Genomic DNA, 14,234 nt, shown 5'->3' with positions numbered 1-14,234 from the left:
GGAGGGACCCCGAGGACACCGGCGCTCCGACCGGGACGGTTCGCCGGGGCGCGGGCAGGGGGTCGATGGGACGGGGACCGCGATCCGGCCGTCGACGGTCAACCCCGCACGTGCAGCCCGAACCCCGTGCGGCCCGCGGGCTCCAGTCCCTCCTTCAGGCACAGGGAGGGGATCTCGTAGTCGCCGAAGTTCTGCCGCCGGAACGGGATGGGCTCGGTCGACTCCAGGGTGAGCAGGCGTTGCTCCCAGGCCTTGGCGATGTCGGGGTAGTCCTCGTCGGTCATCCGGTCGGTGCCGTGCAGCACGAACGGCGGCAGCACCTCGATGCCCGGGTAGTAGAGGATGCCGTGGTGGATCGGGAACAGCAGATCGTCGATGGGACCGTTGATCCCGCGAGCGCCGTAATGCGACTCCGGGCCGCCGGCGGTCACCGACAGCAGAGCCCTCCTGCCCGCGAGGGTGCCTTCACCGAAGCGCTCGCCGTACTTGGTGTCGCTGTGCTCGCCGACGCCGTACGCGAAGTGGTAGGTGAACACCCGGTCCACCCATCCTTTGAGGATCGCGGGCATCGTGTACCACCACAGCGGGAACTGGAAGATGATCGTGTCGGCCCACAGCAGCTTCTCCTGCTCGGCGAGGACGTCCGGGGTGAGCGTCCCGGCGTCGAAGGCCCGGCCCGAGTCCAGGGCGACCTTCAGCGGACTTGAGGCGTGGGAGCCGTAGTCCGCGGCGTCCACCACCGCCTTCCAGTTCATCGCGTACAGATCGCTCACCCGTACCTCGTGCCCGGCGTTCTCCAATGTGGACACCGCGAGGTCCTTCAGCGAGCTGTTGAGCGACTGCGGCTCCGGGTGGGCGTAAACGATCAGCGTCTTCATGGGCACTCCTTCGCATCGGGTGCCTTCGATTCTGGGTTCCGCGGCGCCCGGCGTTCAGGGACGCCTCTTCCGTCGGACGGGAGTTCCTGGTACTGGCAGGACCACCTTCGCGGACGACAGCGAGGCCATACTGGGGGCATGGACGATCTTGCGGGCTTCCTGCGGACCCGGCGTTCCCGGGTCGACCCGGCCGCCGCCGGCATCCCCACCGACAGCCGCCGCCGGGTCGAAGGACTGCGCCGCGAAGAGGTCGCGCACCTGTCCGGAGTCAGCGTCGACTACTACGTACGCCTGGAGCAGGGCCGCGCGACCCAGCCCTCCGAGCAGGTCCTCGACGCGCTCGCCCGCGTCCTCGGCCTCGACGAGACCGAACGCGGGCACCTCTACCGCCTCGCCCGGCAGCGCCGCCGCAGCGCGAAGGCGCCGGGCGGGCGGGTCCGGCCGGAGCTCCTGCGCGTCCTCGACCTTGTCGCCGACGCACCCGCGCTGATCATGAATCACCGCCTGGACGTGCTCGCCGGGAACCGCCTCGCCGGGCTCCTCTACGGCCGGCCGATGCCGGGCCTGAACACCGCCCGGCACCTTTTCTTGGAGGAGGCCGAGCGCGGCCTTTACGCGGACTGGGAGAAATGCACCCTCGACGTGGTCGGGCACCTTCGCCTGGCCGCCGGCAAATACCCCGAAGACCCCCGACTGGCCACGCTCATCGGCGAGCTGGCGATGGGCAGCGAGCGCTTCCGCCGCCTCTGGGCGCGTGCGGACGTGCGCGCCCGCACGCATGGACGCAAGGCGTACCGGCACCCACTGGTGGGAGTGCTGGAGCTGCACCAGGAGAACTTCGCACTACCGGACGAATCAGGCATGGAGCTGCTGGTGCTGTCCGCGGCCCCCGGCAGCCCCGCCGAGGACGGGCTGCGCTTGCTCGCGGGTCTGGACGCGGACCGCGGTGGCGCGCAGCCCACGGTGAAGGCTCAGGTCCGCGAGTAACTCGACGACGCCCGCCCACGCCGGGTCACCTCAACCCCCCGGCCCCGCCCTCGAACGGCTCGTCGCTCCACCGGAGCCAGGCCCGGTCCCCCTCGATGTGCAGCAGGAACTCGGGGACGGGGCCGTCCGGGGAGGACAGCGAGACATGGCGCCGGATTTCGTAGTAGGCCGCCTCCCACTCCTCCACCTGCTCGAAGTCGCCTTCCAGCAGGGCGATCTCGCGGGCGAACAGTGCCTCTACGGTGTCGTACGCCGGGCCGGGGACGAAGCTGCCCGACAGCCACGGGAAGTCGGCGTCGTCGATCAGGATCTCCCCGACCTGCCGCTCACCGCTGGACACGCGCCAGACCTGCCCCTCGAACGCCATACGGCCTCCGTCCTCCGCCCTCATGCCGGCGTCAGCATGTCACCCGGCACTGACAGCGCCGTGGACCGTACGGACCGCTGGGTGCGGTCGTTCCCCGGTTCTCCGGACACCCGGCGTGCGGGATCCGGGGCCGTGGAGGAGCGTGGTGGTGTGGGAAGGGTGCGCGTCCTGTCGTCCCTCCGGGAGCGGGAATCGCCCCTCCGGGAGCGGGAATCGTCCCTCCGGGAGCGGGAAGAGGAACGCGAACGGCGGAGCTGGCTTCGGGGTGCGCCGCCGCCACGCTGGGTGCGGGTGCTGCCGGTCGCGCTGGCCGTCGGCGTGTGTGTGGCCACCCTGCTCAGCGACGACCCGCTCGACATCGGCTTCCTGCTCGGTGCCATCCCGCCGCTGGCCGTGCTGTCGTACGGCCCCGTGGCGACCGCGCTGCTGGGTGCCGGTGTGATCGTGATGCTCAACGTGCCGGCGTTCCAGCTGGACCGGCCCGGCAGCACCGATCTGCTGACCGTCTCGTTCGTGGCCGTACTGAGCGTGTTCGTGTCGTTCGTGCGCAGTCGGCGCGATGTGCAGCTGGCCACCGAGCGCGCCGTCGCCGAGGCCGCGCAGCGGGCCGTGGCGCCGCCGGTGCCGGAGCGGGTCGGACCGCTGAGGTGCGCGGGGCTGTACCGGGCGGCGCAGCGCGGGACGCTGGTGGGCGGTGACTTCTTCGACGTGCGCGACGGGCCGTACGGGGTGCGGGCCGTCATCGGTGACGTGCAGGGGCACGGGCTGTCCGCGGTGGCCACGGTCGCCTCGCTGATGGGGGCGTTCCGGGAGGCCGTACTGGACCTGCCGGACCTGGAGGCGGTCGCGGGCCGCCTCGACCGGCGGCTGGTGGTGGACTCGGCGCGGGTGCGACACGCCGAGCTGTTCGCGACGGCCGCGCTGCTGGAGTTCTCCGCCGACGGGGGCACGGTGCGGATCGTGGTGTGCGGACATCCGCCGCCGCTGCTGCTGCGCGCCGGCACGGCCGAGGAGGTCAAGGTGACACCCTGGCCGCCGCTGGGCCTGGGTCTGCCCGACATCACCCCGTACGACGGGCTGAGCGTGCCGTTGCTGGCCGGTGACCGGCTGTTCCTCGCCTCCGACGGGGTGTGGGAGGCCCGGGACACCACCGGCGTCTTCTACCCGCTCCTCGACCGGCTGGCGGGCCTCGCCGACGGCGACCCGGCGGCGACGGCCGAGCGGGTCTGGGCCGATCTGCGGAAGTACACCCCGGAGGTCCGCGACGACGTCACCGTGCTCGTCCTCGCGCCGACCCATGAGCGGCGCCGTTGACGGCGGCGGGGGCCTCGTCGTCGCCCTCGGTGTCGATGTGCGGCAGGATCCGGTCCAGCCACCGGGGCGTCCACCAGGCGTGCGGACCCAGCAGGGTCATCACGGCCGGGACCATGAGCAGGCGTACGACGGTGGCGTCGATGAGGACGCTGACGGCGAGGCCGAGACCGAGCATCTTGACGACGATGTTGTCGCTGAGGATGAAGGCCGCGAAGACGCTCACCATGATCAGGGCGGCACAGGTGATGACGCGGGCGGTGATCTCCAGGGCGTGGGCCACCGACCCCTTGGCGTCACCGGTGCGCAGCCAGGCCTCGTGGACACGGGAGAGCAGGAAGATCTCGTAGTCCATGCTCAGGCCGAAGATGATCGCGAACATCATCATCGGCACATAGCTCTCGATGGGCACCTTGCCGTGGACGCCCAGCGCGGGGCCGCCCCAGCCCCACTGGAAGACGGCGACGACGACGCCGTACGAGGCCGCGATCGACAGGACGTTGAGGACGGCGGCCTTCACCGCGACCAGCAGACCGCGGAAGACGGCCAGGATGATCAGGAACGCCAGGGCGACCACCACACCGATGATCAGCGGCAGCCGGCTCGCGACGATGTTGCGGAAGTCGACCTGGGCGGCGGTGGTGCCGGTGACGTACCCCTTGGCGTCGGTGCCGGAGACCGCGTCGGGCAGGGTGTGGTCGACGAGCCCGTTCGTCAGGTCGGTGGTCACGGCGTTCTGCGGGGACTTGGTGGAGTAGACGGTGGCGATCAGGACGTCCCCGTCCTTGGTCGGCGTCAGCGGGGTGACCGCGGCGGCGTTCTGCACGGAGTTCAGCGTCTGCTGGGCCTTCGAGGCGAGGGCGGAACGCTGGGAGGACGGCACGTCGGTCTGGTCGATGACGACGGTGAGCGGCCCGTTGGAGCCAGGTCCGAACGCGTCGGTCATCAGGTCGAACGCCCGCCGGTCGGTGAAGGAGGTCGGGTCGGCGCCGTCGCCGATGTGGCCGAGCTGGATGGAGAACAGGGGGATGGCGAGGATCGCGATGGTGATCACGCCCGCCGACAGGTAGCGCAGCGGATGGTGTTCGACGCGCTGTGCGTAGCGGTGCCAGGTGCCCTGGGTGACCTGGCCCCCCTCCTCCGTCTCGGCGACGGGGCGGCGCACGTGCCAGCGGTCGACGTGTCTGCCGATCAGTCCGAGCAGGGCGGGGACCAGGGTGAGCGCACCGGCCACCGCGGAGACCACGGTGACGGCCGCGGCGAGGCCGAGGTTTCCGATGAAGTCGACCCCGGACGTGTACAGACCCGCCAGCGCGATGATCACCGTGGTGCCGGAGACGAGCACGGCTCGTCCGCTGGTGGAGGCGGCGTGCCCGGCGGCCCGCACCGGATCCGTGCCGTCGATCAGGCCCTGGCGGTGGCGTGTGATCAGGAACAGGGAGTAGTCGATGCCCACGCCGAGGCCGATCATGGTGGCGAGGGTCGGCGATACGGTGGCGAAGGTGAAGGCGGCGGCGAGCAGCCCGAGGCAGGCGAGACCACCGACGACGCTGATCAGCGCGGTCAGCAGGGGCAGGCCCGCCGCGATCACACTGCCGAAGCCGACCAGCAGCACGATGATGGCCACACCGAAGCCGATCAGCTCGCTGACCCGGTCGTCCGCCGAGGGCCGGGCCAGTTCACCGAGCGGTCCGCCGTACTCGACGTCGACGCCGGCCGAGCGCAGCGGCTGAACGGCCTGGTCGACGCCGTCGAGGTAGCCGCTGCCCAGGGTGTTGGGCTGCTTGTCGAAGCGGATGGTGATGTATCCGGTCTTGCCGTCGCTGGAGACCGGTCCGACCTTGGACGCGGGCGCGGAGAGCGGGTTTTGTGCCGACAGCACATGGGGCAGTTTCTGGAGGTCGCCGACCGTCGTGGACATCTGGGAGCTCACGGAGGACAGCGGCTTGTCGGCGTCCTTCATCACGATCTGGCTGCCGTAGCCGCCGGCCTGCGGATCGTGCTCCTTCAGCACGTCGAGACCCTTCGTGGACTGGACGCCGGGCAGCTGGAAGTTGTCGGAGTAGTTGCCGCCGTAGGTGCGGTCGAGTACCTGGAGGGCGACCAGCGCGACGAGCCAGGAGATGATCACGATCAGGAAGTGGTGGGCACACCACTCTCCGAGCCGCCGCAGCCACCCCTTCGCGGGCTCGTCCGCTCCCCCTGCGCTGTCGCCTGTACGTGCCATGGGCCTCATTACACGTCGGCCCGATCTTCTCGGCATCTCGGGATCCGCAGGGTGTGGGCCTCTGAGGGGGTTATGCAGGGGCTGGGCATGGTACTCCCGCGGGTGCGCGGCGAGCGGCTCCGGAGCGGAGGTGTTACGCCTTCCGGATGCACGGCGCGCTGCCGCGTTGAATGGTGTTAGTGGGCCCGATGGCAGTACCGGGCCGATTCAGCCCTCCGACCCGAGGAGCGGAGATCATGCCGACGTCACAGCCCGACGCGTCCCAGCCCTCCCAGGACCGCACCACCCCGGACAAACTGCTGCACACCCGCACAGGCACCGAAGTGTCTCCGGAGGACATGGTCCTGGCCACCGGCCGGGACATCACCCCGCGCAACCTCGAGTGGGCCCGCCGCAAGCTGGCGGAGGAGGGCCCGGCAGCCATCGAGAAGCTGCTTCCCTAGGAGAGGGGCACGAACCGGGGCCCGGCGAGACGCACGGGCTCCGGGTGGGGGGGACGCCCGGGTCCAGGCCCGTGGAGGCATGGGTTCCGGCCCGGGGACGCATGGGTCCAGGCCCGGGGGACGCAGGATCCAGGCCCGGGGGACGCAGGATCCAGGCCCGGGGGACGCAGGATCCAGGCCCGGGGGACGCAGGATCCAGGCCCGGGGACACAAGGAGCACTACCGCACCCAGGTGCCGCACATCTACGCCGTCGAGCGCCGGGGCCACCGAACTGATCCACTGCGGCCAGTCGGTGATGGGCTGCGGCGGGACGGTCCCTACAAGGTCGCCGCCCTCGACGCCACGAACAAGCTGCGCCGGCTCGACCACATCGGCGACTGAACCACCGCCCTCAGTACTCCTCCGACTCGGGGTCGTCGGGAACAACATGCACGGCGGCCTCCTCGGCGCCCGCGGCTCCGGCGTCGATGCCGACGTCGTCGGCGACCTCCTCCTTGGTGGTGTCGGTGCGCAGTCCCTCGTCCGGGGCGACGAGACGCCCGGCACGGTCGCGGCCCGCCTCGCGGTCGACGGGTTCGCCCTCACCGTCCGGGAGGTCGCCGACACCGTCCCCCGCGGGCACCGTCACGTCGGGCTGCTCGCGGGCCAGCCGCTCGTCGAGGCTCTCGCCGTCGTGCTGTTCGGCGGCCGTGGTGCCGTGCTCGGTGACGCCGAGCGGCTTCTCGGGCGGGGAGTAGCCCTCGTCGAGGGTGTCGTCGTAAGTGCGCTCATCGACGGCGTCCTGGAGGTCGAGCGGCGCCGCGTCCTCCTGCTCCTCGTTCGTTCCCGTGGGCTGGTAGGCGTCGTCCGCCATCGTCGGCTCCGTGCCCATGACTGCCTCCTCTCGGTACGGTGTCCGGTCCCGGGTTTCCCCTCTGCCGTCCTCCAACCTCACAGGTGGCGGTCATCACGCTCACTGGAGGTCGTCCGGCTCGAAGCCGGCCTCCGTCAGGACCGCGGCCGCGACTCCGCGCCCGATCCCGGCGAGACCCACCAGGAGGTCCTCGCAGTCGATCCGCTCGCGGTCGCGCCGTGCGGCGCGGGCCTCGGCGAGGGCGATCGCCTTGCGGGAGTACGGGGTCCAGGCGATGCGTTCGGCGGCCTGCGAGGCGCCGAGGCTCAGCCGGGTGCCGACGCCGCGGTGGACGTCCCGGGCGGCGACACCGGAGGTCTCCAGGAGGCGGGTGGCGCTGTTGGCCTCGGCGGTCAGGCCCCACAGCAGGTGCTCGGTGCCGATGTAGTTGTTGCGGTGGGCGACGGCGGCCTGCTTCACGTGCACCATGGCGGCGCGGAGTTCTTCGGTCATGGTGTCGGGGCCGTAGCGCTTGTGCGGCGCGTGGAAGCGCTGTTGCACGGCCTGCCGGGTCACGCCCAGCGCGCCTCCGATGTCCGTCCACGACACACCGTGCATCCGGCAGTGTTCGACGTAGTCCTCGACCAGGTCGTCGGCCAGGGCCTGGAGTTGGCCCGCGAGTCCGGCGGCGGTGGTCAACAGGGCGAGCCAGTCGGGCTGTTCCTGGCCGCCCGGACGGTGGGCGGTGGCGCAGGTGCGGTCCACTTCGGCGATGAGGTCGTCCAGATCAGGTAGGGGCATGAGGCAAGTACGCCTTGACAGTTCGGGATTGTCAAGGCGAACTTGCCTCTACTCCTGTTCGATCACGGCGGCGGGGGGGGTCGGGAGACGACCGCCCGGATCACTCGCGGGCGTTCGGCCTCCGGTGCGGGGGCTGTTCGGGAGCCTGCCGCTCCTGGGGCGCCGGGATGGTGCGGACGGCCGGGCCGTCGCCGTTGAGCGCCACCTCTTCCCCGTGGTGGCGGATCGTCAGGGGCGGTCCGGACAGCAGGGTGTACGTCGCCTTGTCCGGGCCCATCTCCACCCGTAGCCGTCGGCCGAGGAGCTGGACGGAGAAGGCGAGGCGGCTGAACTTCTCGGGCAGCCGCGGGGCGAAGCGCAGGGAGCCGCCCTCGCGCCGCATCCCGCCGAAGCCGGCGACCAACGCCATCCAGGTGCCGGCCAGCGAGGCGATGTGCAGCCCGTCGCGGGTGTTGTGCTCCAGGTCGCCGAGATCCATCAGGGCCGCCTCGGCCGTGTAGTCGTAGGCCAGCCGCAGATGGCCGGCCTGGGCGGCGACGACGGCCTGGACGCAGGCGGACAGGGAGGAGTCCCGTACGGTCAGCGGCTCGTAGTAGGCGAAGTTGCGGGTGACCTGCTCGTCGTCGAAGTGGCTTCCGCAGGTGTACATCGCCAGGACCAGGTCGGCCTGTTTGATGACCTGTTTCCGGTACAGGTCGAAGTAGGGGAAGTGCAGCATCAGCGGGTACTGGTCGGCGCGGGTGTCCGCGAAGTCCCAGCGCTGGTAGCGGGTGAAGCCCGCGTGCTGCTCGTGGACGCCGAGATCCTCGTTGTAGGGGATGAAGACCGCTTCGGCGGCGTCCCGCCAGGCCGCGCTCTCCTCAGCATCGACACCGAGCCCGGCCGCCTGCTTCGGGTGGCGTTCGACGACGTCGGCGGCGGCCAGCAGGTTCGCCCGGGCCATCAGGTTGGTGTACGTGTTGTCGTCGGCGACGGCACTGTACTCGTCCGGTCCGGTCACGCCGTCGATGTGGAAGGTGCCCTGCGCGTCGTGGTGTCCGAGCGAGCGCCACAGGCGGGCCGTCTCCACCAACAGCTCCACGCCGGTGTCGCGTTCGAAGTCGGTGTCCCCGGTCGCGGCGACGTAGCGCACCACGGCGTCCGCGATGTCGGCGTTGACGTGGAAGGCCGCCGTGCCGGCCGGCCAGTAGGCGGACCCTTCCGAGCCCTCGATGGTCCGCCAGGGGAACGCCACGCCCCGCAGGCCGAGTTGGGTGGCGCGCTCCCGGGCCGCGGGCAGGGTGCTCTGGCGCCAGCGCAGTGCCTCGGCCACCGCGTCGGGGGCGGTGTAGGTCAGCAGGGGCAGGACGAAGGTCTCGGTGTCCCAGAACGCGTGCCCGTCGTAGCCGGAGCCGGTCAGCCCCTTGGCGGGTATGGCCCGTCGCTCGGCGCGGGCGCCGGCCTGCAGGACGTGGAAGAGGGCGAAGCGAACGGCCTGCTGGATCTCCTCGTCGCCGTCGACCTCGACGTCGGCGCGCGCCCAGAAGTCGTCGAGGTACGCGCGCTGTTCGTCGACGAGTCCGGACCAGCCGCTCTGCCCGGCGGCCGCCAGCGCCGCCTCCACCTGATCGCTCATCGCGGGCCGGGAACGGGCGCCGGACCAGCCGTGGGCGACCAGCTTCTCGACGCGCAGCCGCTCACCGGGCTCCAGCACGGAGGTGACCGTCAGCCTGGCCACGTCCACGTTGCTCTCGCTGCTGGTGGAGGTCCCGTCGGGGCCGCTGACGACGTGGTCGGCGGCGACGGCGACGCGCAATCCGCTGCGCCGGGTGCGGTGCACGAGCCGCAGCCGCCGCCCCGAGGTGTAGTCCTCCTCGGGCTCCAGGGGCGACTTCAGAACCCGCGCGGCCCGCGGGTCGCCCTTCGGCTCGGGCAGGGACTCGTTGGCGACGAGCTCCGACTGGATCACCACGCGGGTGCGGCTGTCGACGGGTTCCACCTCGTAGGCGACGGCGGCGATCGCCCGTTGGGTGAGGGAGACCAGGCGCGTCGAGCGCACCCGTACCGTCGTCCCGGCCGGGGAGGTCCATTCGCAGGTCCGCTCCAGGACGCCCCGGCGCAGGTCCAGGGTGCGTTCGTGGGTGACGAGCCGCCCGTAGCGCAGGTCGAACGGCTCGTCGTCGACCAGCAGGCGCAGCACCTTGCCGTTGGTGACGTTGATGACGGTCTGGCCGGACTCCGGGTAGCCGTAGCCGGCCTCGGCGTACGGCAGCGGGTGCAGTTCGTGCACGCCGTTGAGGTAAGTGCCGGGAAGGCCGTGCGGTTCGCCCTCGTCGAGGTTGCCGCGCCAGCCGACATGGCCGTTGGACAGGGCGAACACGGACTCGCTCTGGGCCAGTACGTCGAGGTTGAGGTCCGTCTCCCGCACGGTCCACGGCTCGACGGCGTACGAGCGCTGACTGATCACGACTTCCCTCCCAGTTCGGCGAGGTCCTTCACGACCACGTCCGCGCCGTGCCGGTACAGAGCGTCCGCCTGACCGACGCGGTCCACGCCCACGACGTACCCGAAGCGGCCCGCGCGACCCGCGTCCATGCCGGCCAGCGCGTCCTCGAAGACGGCCGCCTTGGAGGGTTCCACGCCGAGGTCGCGGGCCGCGGCGAGGAAGGTGTCGGGGTGCGGCTTGCCCGGCAGCTTCCGCTCTGCGGCCACCACGCCGTCGATCCGGGTGTCGAAGAGGTGTTCGGCGTCGATGGAGCGCAGCACGTCGCGGGTGTTGGCGCTGGAGGAGACGATCGCGGTGCTCAGGCCCTGCTCGCGAACCGCCTCGACATAGCGGAGGGTGCCCTCGTACGCCTCGACGCCCTGGGTGCGGATCTTCTCCAGGAGCAGTTCGTTCTTGCGGTTGCCGAGGCCGTGGACCGTCGCGGCGTCCGGCGGGTCGTCCGGGCCGCCCTCGGGCAGTTCGATGCCGCGGGAGGCGAGGAAGGTGCGCACCCCGTCGGCGCGTGGGCGGCCGTCGACGTACTCGTCGTAGTCGGCGCCCGAGTCGAACGGCCGGAAATCCTCGCCGTCCCGCTCGCGCAGGAACGCGTCGAACATCTCCTTCCAGGCGGCCGCGTGGACGACGGCCGTCTTCGTGACCACACCGTCCAGGTCGAAGAGGCAGCTCACAATTGTTTCGGGAAGACCGAGATCCGTCATACAGGACACGGTTCCCCTTTGACGGCCGTCCACGGGGTGGCGCACGCCACACGACCGGTTTTCGGTGTGCGCCGGTGACAGACTCTGTGTGTGTCCCTGACGTTCGACGATCTGCTGCTGCGGGCCCGCGCCCTCGTCCCCGGGGGGCGGCGCGCGCTCCTCGGCATCGCCGGGAGCCCCGGCGCGGGCAAGACGACCCTCGCCGAGCACCTGGTACGCGAGCTGAACGGCTCCGGGGAGCCCTGGGTCGCGCATGTGCCCATGGACGGCTTCCACCTGGCCGACGTGGAGCTCGACCGGCTCGGCCGCCGCGACCGCAAGGGCGCGCCGGACACGTTCGACGCGGCGGGTTACGCGGCGCTGCTGAGACGGCTGCGCGAGGAGACCGACGGTGAGGAGATCGTCTACGCGCCCGGTTTCGAGCGGGTCCTGGAGCAGCCGCTGGCAGGGGCGATCGCGGTGCCGCCGACGGCTCGGCTGGTGGTGACCGAGGGCAACTACCTGTTGCTGGAGACGGGCGCCTGGGCGCGGGTGCGGCCGCAGTTGGACGAGGTCTGGTTCTGCGCCATGGACGAGGAGGAGCGCGTGAACCGGCTGGTCTCCCGGCACGAGCGGTTCGGCAAGAGCCACGCGGAGGCGGTCGCCTGGGTCATGCGCACGGACCAGCGCAACGCCGACCTGGTGGCGACGACCCGGGAGCGGGCGGACCTGGTGGTGCGGCAGTCGGCGCTGCCCGCGCCCCTGGGGTGACCCCATGGGCCTCGACATCAGCGTGCTGGCGCTGGACTGGGGAACGTTGAGGGCCACGCCGGTCCGCGAGCGGCTGGGGCTGCTGGAGGATGCCGTCTTCCCCGACGCCGACGTCGGCCTCGACGGGGACGTGGAGCCGCGACACGGCTGGGTGTGGCCGGCGGCGGCCGGGATGCCGTGGTGCGCGCGGTACGAGTTCCCCGGCACGACGGGTTCGTACAAGCCGCACTTCTGGGCCGGGCAGGCGTGGGAGGACGTACGCGACTTCGCCGTGCCGGCGCTGCGGGAGGATCTGGACCCGTTTCTGCGGGGCCTGTTCTGGCACGACGACCCCGTCGCCCCGCCCCTCGACGGTCTCCTCCCGCCCGACCACGGCCCCTGGCGGCCAGGGCTCCTGGTCGCCTGCCCGCCCCCGACGGTGTCGGCCCTGGCCGCCCACTGGGCCCGGGCCGAACCCCTCTTGGAGGGGCTGCGACCGGCCTACGACGTGCACGCGGCCCGTCCGGGGCGGTGGATCGCGGACTTCGACGAGTTCGCCGCGCTGCTGCGCGAGTGGGCCGTGGCGGTCGGGGAGGCCGAGCGGCGTGGCTGGGGACTGCTCGGCCTGCCCTGGTGATCGCGCTCAGGGGCGCAGCGTCAGCTCCGGCTCGCCCCGCGCGTCGCCCGCCGGCCTCCCGATGACGGCGGTGAAGGCCTCCGTCCGCACGGTCAGGACCTCTCCGTCGAGCTCGAAGGACGGGGTGAACGGCGCGTCGGGACCGTAGCGCACGGCGAACACGTGCAGGTCGTGCGGTGCGTCCGGAGCCGGGTCGGCCTCCAGTGCCGAGGAGGCGACGAGGTGGCGCCAGCCCTCGTCCGGGTTGCCGTAGCCGCGCGGGTCGGCGGCCAGGGCGAACGCGGCCTGTTCCTGGGTCTGTTCGGAGCGGGCGTCGAAGTGGTGGACGTCCCCGGCGTGCGGGTGGGTCAGGCGCAGGGCACCGGCCGATGTGACCCGGGCGTCCGCCGTTCGGCGCACCCGGTCGCCGTCGTCCGCCGCGTAGGGCAGACCCGCCAGCAGGTACGGCGTGCCGTCGAGGCGTTCCACGGCCACCGTCATCCACAGCCGCGTGCCGTCGGTGACGTACAGGGAGCGCACATGTCGCAGGACGTGGTCGCGGCCGACCACCGGCTTGGTGACCAGCTTGGCCGCCAGCCCCTCGGTACGGACGTCGCGGACGCGGACCTCGCCCATCGGGCGGCACAGCAGGAAACCGTCGAGTACGGGTCCGAACCCGTGCTGCCGGTTGACGGCCGCGGGCAGGTAGTAGATGCCGTCGGCCTCGACCAGGGACGGGGTCATCCGGTCGTCGAAGGCAACCGAGACCGTGCCGGCGCGCAGCTGGTGGCGGGCGGTCACGGCGGACGGGGTGCGGTGCCAGCGCGTGTCGTCCTGGGTCTGCCAGACCAGCATCCACGCGAAGTGGCCGTCGACCCCGCCGTCCGCCTTGACCGCGTGCCGGGCCCAGCGGCTGTCACCGCGGTAACGGCCGAGGTCGGAGCCGATGCGGGCGCCGAAGTAGCGCAGGCCGAGGACCGACTCGAAGGCGGAGTGCTGCTCGCTGTAGCGCGGTCCGCCGTTGTCGAAGCCGCCGTTCGTCAGGCGGGCGTCGATGTAGCGGGCGAGCGCGTCGCCGTCCTCGGCGAAGATCGCCTCGCCGCTGACCCGGTGGGCCTGGGCGAGGAAGGACAGGGAGATCGGGCCGTAGTTGTTGTCGTAGGCGCCGCCGTGCTCGGGGGGCAGGAGGGCGCCCCGGTCGCGGACGCGGTGGGCGTGGATCTCGTCGACGTACAGCTCCAGCGCCCGCTGTCGGACCGACTCCCCCTCCGGCGGCGGCAGATGCTTGGCCAGCATCAGGCCGCCGACCACACAGCCGATCGCCTGGTTGCCCGCCTCCTGCGGGTTGAAGAAGGTCGCCTCGGTGAGCCAGCGCCAGTACCCGCGCGCCACGTCGACGAGGTGACCCCGGGCCTCGTCCTCGACGAGACCGTCCGCCAGATCCAGCACGTTGACCGCCTGGAGCAGTGCCCAGACCGTGCTCGGCCAGTCGCCGATGGGATGGGCGCCCGCCGCCAGGGTGTAACGGGCGTACGGAAGTCGGGAGTTGCACACCTTCAGGTTCGGGTAGCCGGGGTTGTCGTCGGTGTACACCCGCTCGCGCAGATGGAAGGCGAGGCTGCGGCCGACCGCCTCCGGCAGTCGCGGGTCCTTGCTCCGCTGCCAGGCGAGGGCGAGCAGGGAGGTGATACCGAGCGAGGTGTCGCCGATGTCGTCGACGCAGTCGGGGTGTTCGAGGTTGCCCTCGGGCGTGAGGCGCGCGAGCGCCTGCTCGGTGACGTCGGCGAGCACGGCGTCGTAAGCCTCAGGAGAGTCCGGCAGGTCGTGCAACGGGCCGAGCTGGCGGGGGAGGTGCAAGG

General features: G+C 71.7%; 14 protein-coding genes. 6 read left to right on the top strand and 8 right to left on the bottom strand.

Features of this window, described 5'->3' with window-relative positions:
* Nucleotides 1-98: 98 nt before the first annotated feature.
* Entirely contained in the window at nt 99-878 is a 780-nt protein-coding gene (locus IG99_RS22425; protein ID WP_037676638.1) for an NAD(P)H-dependent oxidoreductase, read from the bottom strand.
* Nucleotides 879-1,016: 138 nt separating this feature from the next.
* Here IG99_RS22425 and IG99_RS22420 point away from each other — a divergent pair, with 138 nt between their 5' ends.
* A complete protein-coding gene (locus IG99_RS22420) occupies nt 1,017-1,865 on the top strand; it encodes a helix-turn-helix transcriptional regulator (protein ID WP_037676637.1) in 849 nt (282 codons plus the stop codon).
* 25 nt (nt 1,866-1,890) lie between these two features.
* Here the strand turns inward: IG99_RS22420 and IG99_RS22415 are convergent, their stop codons facing one another.
* The gene (locus IG99_RS22415; protein WP_037676636.1) at nt 1,891-2,232 is read right to left on the bottom strand and encodes a hypothetical protein; all 342 of its coding nucleotides are present in this window, start codon (nt 2,230-2,232) and stop codon (nt 1,891-1,893) included.
* Nucleotides 2,233-2,517: 285 nt separating this feature from the next.
* On the opposite strand from IG99_RS22415, the gene IG99_RS22410 reads away from it, so the two are divergent.
* On the top strand, nt 2,518-3,546 hold the full coding sequence (locus IG99_RS22410; RefSeq protein WP_234311925.1) for a PP2C family protein-serine/threonine phosphatase: 1,029 nt from the start codon (nt 2,518-2,520) through the stop codon (nt 3,544-3,546).
* Here the strand turns inward: IG99_RS22410 and IG99_RS22405 are convergent.
* A complete protein-coding gene (locus IG99_RS22405; protein ID WP_037676634.1) occupies nt 3,503-5,770 on the bottom strand; it encodes an MMPL family transporter in 2,268 nt (755 codons plus the stop codon). The two genes, IG99_RS22410 and IG99_RS22405, sit on opposite strands and share 44 nt — an antisense overlap.
* A 236-nt stretch (nt 5,771-6,006) precedes the next feature.
* On the opposite strand from IG99_RS22405, the gene IG99_RS22400 reads away from it, so the two are divergent.
* Nucleotides 6,007-6,213 (top strand): hypothetical protein, encoded by a 207-nt coding sequence (locus IG99_RS22400; RefSeq protein WP_037676633.1) that lies wholly within the window; start codon nt 6,007-6,009, stop codon nt 6,211-6,213.
* A 232-nt stretch (nt 6,214-6,445) separates the two neighbouring features.
* Nucleotides 6,446-6,595 (top strand): hypothetical protein, encoded by a 150-nt coding sequence (locus IG99_RS48810; protein WP_158973222.1) that lies wholly within the window; start codon nt 6,446-6,448, stop codon nt 6,593-6,595.
* A gap of 10 nt (nt 6,596-6,605) precedes the next feature.
* On the opposite strand, the gene IG99_RS22395 is transcribed toward IG99_RS48810, so the two are convergent.
* The 4 genes from IG99_RS22395 to IG99_RS22380 all read right to left on the bottom strand — a co-directional run bounded on the left by IG99_RS22395 (nt 6,606) and on the right by IG99_RS22380 (nt 11,030).
* Nucleotides 6,606-7,085: a DUF5709 domain-containing protein gene (locus tag IG99_RS22395; RefSeq protein ID WP_037676632.1), complete on the bottom strand. Its 480-nt coding sequence runs from the start codon at nt 7,083-7,085 to the stop codon at nt 6,606-6,608.
* Between the two features lie 81 nt (nt 7,086-7,166).
* Nucleotides 7,167-7,847, bottom strand: a complete 681-nt coding sequence (locus IG99_RS22390; RefSeq protein WP_234311918.1) for a Clp protease N-terminal domain-containing protein — start codon at nt 7,845-7,847, stop codon at nt 7,167-7,169.
* 100 nt (nt 7,848-7,947) lie between these two features.
* Entirely contained in the window at nt 7,948-10,293 is a 2,346-nt protein-coding gene (locus tag IG99_RS22385; RefSeq protein WP_037676630.1) for a glycoside hydrolase family 65 protein, read from the bottom strand.
* The gene (locus tag IG99_RS22380; protein ID WP_037676629.1) at nt 10,290-11,030 is read right to left on the bottom strand and encodes an HAD family hydrolase; all 741 of its coding nucleotides are present in this window, start codon (nt 11,028-11,030) and stop codon (nt 10,290-10,292) included. Before IG99_RS22380 ends, IG99_RS22385 begins: the two co-directional genes overlap by 4 nt.
* Before the next feature lie 90 nt (nt 11,031-11,120).
* Between IG99_RS22380 and IG99_RS22375 the strand changes: the two genes are divergently transcribed.
* Together IG99_RS22375 and IG99_RS22370 are read left to right on the top strand one after the other, a co-directional pair.
* A complete protein-coding gene (locus IG99_RS22375) occupies nt 11,121-11,780 on the top strand; it encodes a nucleoside/nucleotide kinase family protein (RefSeq protein WP_037676628.1) in 660 nt (219 codons plus the stop codon).
* Nucleotides 11,781-11,784: 4 nt separating this feature from the next.
* On the top strand, nt 11,785-12,396 hold the full coding sequence (locus tag IG99_RS22370; RefSeq protein WP_037676626.1) for a hypothetical protein: 612 nt from the start codon (nt 11,785-11,787) through the stop codon (nt 12,394-12,396).
* Nucleotides 12,397-12,402: 6 nt separating this feature from the next.
* Here the strand turns inward: IG99_RS22370 and IG99_RS22365 are convergent, their stop codons facing one another.
* A complete protein-coding gene (locus IG99_RS22365; RefSeq protein WP_037676625.1) occupies nt 12,403-14,232 on the bottom strand; it encodes a hypothetical protein in 1,830 nt (609 codons plus the stop codon).
* Nucleotides 14,233-14,234 lie beyond the last annotated feature (2 nt).

Source organism: Streptomyces griseus subsp. griseus (genome assembly GCF_000720255.1).
In the GTDB taxonomy this organism is placed as follows: Bacteria; Actinomycetota; Actinomycetes; order Streptomycetales; family Streptomycetaceae; genus Streptomyces; species Streptomyces griseus_I.
The sequence above is the reverse complement of the archived record's forward strand: the minus strand, read 5'-3'. Positions and strand labels throughout refer to the sequence as shown.

Bases quoted from the DNA above. Each gene is read 5' to 3' on its own strand.
- IG99_RS22425 (WP_037676638.1), bottom strand. From the start codon at position 878: ATGAAGACGCTGATCGTTTACGCCCACCCGGAGCCGCAGTCGCTCAAC.
- IG99_RS22420 (WP_037676637.1), top strand. From the start codon at position 1,017: ATGGACGATCTTGCGGGCTTCCTGCGGACCCGGCGTTCCCGGGTCGAC.
- IG99_RS22415 (WP_037676636.1), bottom strand. From the start codon at position 2,232: ATGGCGTTCGAGGGGCAGGTCTGGCGCGTGTCCAGCGGTGAGCGGCAG.
- IG99_RS22405 (WP_037676634.1), bottom strand. From the start codon at position 5,770: ATGGCACGTACAGGCGACAGCGCAGGGGGAGCGGACGAGCCCGCGAAG.
- IG99_RS22400 (WP_037676633.1), top strand. From the start codon at position 6,007: ATGCCGACGTCACAGCCCGACGCGTCCCAGCCCTCCCAGGACCGCACC.
- IG99_RS22395 (WP_037676632.1), bottom strand. From the start codon at position 7,085: ATGGGCACGGAGCCGACGATGGCGGACGACGCCTACCAGCCCACGGGA.
- IG99_RS22390 (WP_234311918.1), bottom strand. From the start codon at position 7,847: ATGCCCCTACCTGATCTGGACGACCTCATCGCCGAAGTGGACCGCACC.
- IG99_RS22380 (WP_037676629.1), bottom strand. From the start codon at position 11,030: ATGACGGATCTCGGTCTTCCCGAAACAATTGTGAGCTGCCTCTTCGAC.
- IG99_RS22370 (WP_037676626.1), top strand. From the start codon at position 11,785: ATGGGCCTCGACATCAGCGTGCTGGCGCTGGACTGGGGAACGTTGAGG.